We start from the raw sequence: 3,196 nt of genomic DNA, 5'->3' as shown, positions 1-3,196 counted from the left end.
ATCTAACAAATCATGATCAAACCGGACACTCCCGAACAACGCCGGGGCCGTGGGTAACAGCGGACCTGCCCTAGTGCAGCGGAACGTAACTGTGTTCGCTGATGGCGAGGTAGATCGCTCCCCTTGCGGGTCTGGATCGTGTGCTCGCGTGGCTACCCTCGTAGCAAGAGATCAGTTGGCTCTTGAGCAAACGCTGATCAACGAATCGATAGTGGGTTCCAAGTTCGAATGCGTAGCTGTGGACCGAACCGTTGCTGACGGGTACCCCGCCGTCCTCCCTCGCATTAGCGGCATGGCATACAAGACGGGGACGTCAGAGTTCACAGTTGACCAGAGGGATCCTCTCGTTCCCGGCTTCGTGTTGCGATGAGGCCGCGCAATGTTCAGTTCGTGGACGGTGCCGAACTCGCGGCTACGCTCAAAATGGAGGATGCGGTCCGGGCGATAGAAGATGCGATCCGCGACGGTCTTGACCCGGCAGCTGACATCCCGCGTTCAGCGGTTCGACTCCGCAACGGTCACGCGTTGTTGATGCCTTCCGAAGACCATTCGCGTATCGGCCTCAAAGTCGCGATGGTGGCCGACGGCGTGCCTGACAGGGGCGCCCTCAGGATTCAAGCAACGTATCTCGTATTCGACGCGGACAGCTTGGCCCTGACCGCGATGCTCGATGGAACTGAACTAACCAGGATCCGCACGGCAGCCGTCTCCATGGCAGCAATCCGGCCGGCGCTGCCCCGGCTCCAGACAGGAGCCAACGTCGTGGTCTTCGGGTCAGGGCCCCAAGCTCTAGCTCACATTGATGCGCTGAGTTCGACGCTTCCTTTTGGAATCGCGAGCTTGACTGTCGCGGTTCGGGGCGTGGTTTCCGAGAATGAGCGGCTCGGCGATCAAGATGCCCTCTGCCTGTCCTCCGACAGCGCAGAACTCCGCGATCGACTGCAGACGGCAGACGTTGTCGTCGCTGCCACGACGGCGCGCGAACCGTTGTTTGACGACTTACACGTTGGACTCCAACCCGTCGTGATTGCAGTGGGCTCACATGAACCGGGAGCGCGTGAACTCCCTTCCGGCCTTCTTCGTAGGTCGCTCGTGGTAGTTGAAGATGTCGAGACGAGTAGACGCGAGGCGGGCGACATCATCCAAGCGATCGATGAGGGCGCGCTCGACCCGCATGACATCGTTTCGCTGGCATCGGTAGTGTCCGCCGCAGTTCCGATTCCAGCGGGCTGTCCCTACGTCTTCAAGAGCACGGGAATGTCCTGGGAAGACCTCGTCGTCGCGAACGCAGCGCTAGCTCGCCCGAACCGTGATCCAGGCGGTTCCTGATGGCACGAGTTGGTCAAGTACAAACCCAGTCGCGTATGACAACAGCTGCACTCCTCAACTTGAACCGGCCTGTTGCGGTACCGCCCGCGTCGAAGACTGACCACGATGGGTGCCGATAGACACGATGGAGGTCGGTTACTGGACGGAGCACGGAAACGGGCCGGCGCTGCTACTCGTTCATGGCGGCATGTGCGACCACACGATCTGGGACGCGCAGGTCGATGTCCTAGCGGAGACCTTCCGCGTCATCACGCTTGATCTTCCGGGTCACGGTCGCTCTCATGCGATGCAGGCGAGGGCAGACTTTGAGAACTATGTCGCTGCAGTCGATTCGGTCAGGGCTGCTGCAAGAGCGGATCGCGTCGCGCTGGTTGGGCACGCCATGGGCGCCACGATTGTCAGCCTGTACGCCCGCCTCCATCCTTTGCGGGCTGCTGCTCTGGTTGGTGTGGAGGGCGATCTGGACCCGCGCACGATGCCTCAGATGAATCCAGGGTGGAACACTGGTGCGCTCGACGAGGCGGCGCGAGAGATGATCGTGCGCAGCAAGTTCACACCCGACACTCCCGATGACGTGCGATCCAAGCTCCTAACCGTGGCGCTGGCGACACCCGAGGAGACGGCGATAGCCATCCGGTCGGCTAAAATGCGCGAACGCGGACGCCGATACCCCCAATCCGACGTACCTGCGCTGGCGATCTACGGAGCCTCGTCGAAGCTTCCCGATGAGGTGCTCGTACGATCCTCGCTCTCGAACTACGAATCAAGACAGATCGACGGTACCGGCCCGTTTCTGATGATGGAACGTCCAGACGAGTTCAGCGACGCGCTGTCGGGCTTCCTGATTAGGGTTGGTTACTCGGCGGCGGGGTCGGACTAGCGCTGTGTGTTCCAATTGTTGGCTTGTCGTGACAGTTGCTTTGCCCGGGCCACCCGACAAGGACAGGCCGCCAACTCCTCCACCAGCCAGTGGGATTCCGCTGCGTCGTCCGTCTTCGGCTTTGGTGCAAGGTGAAGCCTTGGGCGTCAGATCGCGATGTCCGATGTGGCTGAGCCACGTACCTCGGCTGGCCTTGGCTGCGCAGCGTGACCGATCTAAATGTAGTTTCTTGGTTATCGATCGATGGAGGCTCGTCCGTCTCAACGCTGACATGGCGCATGGTCGTGTGAGGTGGCGCGACCCGTCGTGGGAAGAGCATTGCCGTCCAATGAGGAGGCTTCATGAGTAGGTTCGTCATCACGATCACGCCGGACAACGCTACGACGGGCGCCGATGACGCGTTGACGACGGTACGGGTGGATACGTCGACTGGTCAGGCCCGCATCACTGAGCTGAGCGTGCGGGCGGCCGCTGGCGGCGGGCTCGCTGCAACCGACCTGCCGCCGATCGACATGGGCCTGCTGATCCGTGCGCTGACGGTCGCCGCTGCGCCCCAGGCGCTACCACCGGCCACCCCCGCCGCCTCGACGCCGGCGGCGGCCGCGGACCGGGTCGCCGAACCGGAGCCGGTAGTGGCAGGCGGCGCTGTGACCACCGCGGCCGGCGGGCAGGGCCTCGGCTACGTGTCAGCAGGGCGCTTCCTTTCCACTCGGGTGAAGTAGACCTTCGCCGCCCCGTAGTCACGTATTCATCCGTTGCCTCGGCGTCGCCCCGGTTGGTTCACCGGGACCCGATCCATGAATTCAGCCGGTCCCTGCCTGCTCTTGTGCAGGCCGCAGCAGGTCGGCGGCTTGGACGCCGTCGCCGGCCGCCATGGCCATGCCGCGATGCCGCTGTTCCGTGCTCGCCGGCCCCGACCTGCCGCCGGCACACGTCACCGCCGCGGTCGTCGTCGCCTCCACCGGTGACCTGAGCCGGCTGACCCGC

General features: G+C 63.2%; 4 protein-coding genes. All 4 read left to right on the top strand.

Annotated features, from left to right (window positions below):
- The first annotated feature begins 49 nt into the window (after positions 1 to 49).
- The 4 genes from ACFFIA_RS13480 (at position 50) to ACFFIA_RS13465 (ending at position 2,931) form a co-directional block, all read left to right on the top strand.
- The gene (locus ACFFIA_RS13480) at positions 50 to 370 is read left to right on the top strand and encodes a proline racemase family protein (RefSeq protein ID WP_377250544.1); all 321 of its coding nucleotides are present in this window, start codon (positions 50 to 52) and stop codon (positions 368 to 370) included.
- A 20-nt stretch (positions 371 to 390) separates the two neighbouring features.
- Entirely contained in the window at positions 391 to 1,329 is a 939-nt protein-coding gene (locus tag ACFFIA_RS13475; protein ID WP_377250541.1) for an ornithine cyclodeaminase family protein, read from the top strand.
- Positions 1,330 to 1,453: 124 nt separating this feature from the next.
- The gene (locus tag ACFFIA_RS13470; protein ID WP_377250539.1) at positions 1,454 to 2,209 is read left to right on the top strand and encodes an alpha/beta fold hydrolase; all 756 of its coding nucleotides are present in this window, start codon (positions 1,454 to 1,456) and stop codon (positions 2,207 to 2,209) included.
- Between the two features lie 341 nt (positions 2,210 to 2,550).
- Positions 2,551 to 2,931 (top strand): hypothetical protein, encoded by a 381-nt coding sequence (locus ACFFIA_RS13465; protein ID WP_377250536.1) that lies wholly within the window; start codon positions 2,551 to 2,553, stop codon positions 2,929 to 2,931.
- Positions 2,932 to 3,196 lie beyond the last annotated feature (265 nt).

It is taken from the genome of Phytohabitans kaempferiae (assembly GCF_042433955.1).
Classification (GTDB): domain Bacteria; phylum Actinomycetota; class Actinomycetes; order Mycobacteriales; family Micromonosporaceae; genus Phytohabitans; species Phytohabitans kaempferiae.
The sequence above is the reverse complement of the archived record's forward strand: the minus strand, read 5'-3'. Positions and strand labels throughout refer to the sequence as shown.

Coding starts and splice junctions, on each gene's coding strand:
- ACFFIA_RS13470 (WP_377250539.1), top strand. CDS start 1,454: ATGGAGGTCGGTTACTGGACGGAGCACGGAAACGGGCCGGCGCTGCTA.
- ACFFIA_RS13465 (WP_377250536.1), top strand. CDS start 2,551: ATGAGTAGGTTCGTCATCACGATCACGCCGGACAACGCTACGACGGGC.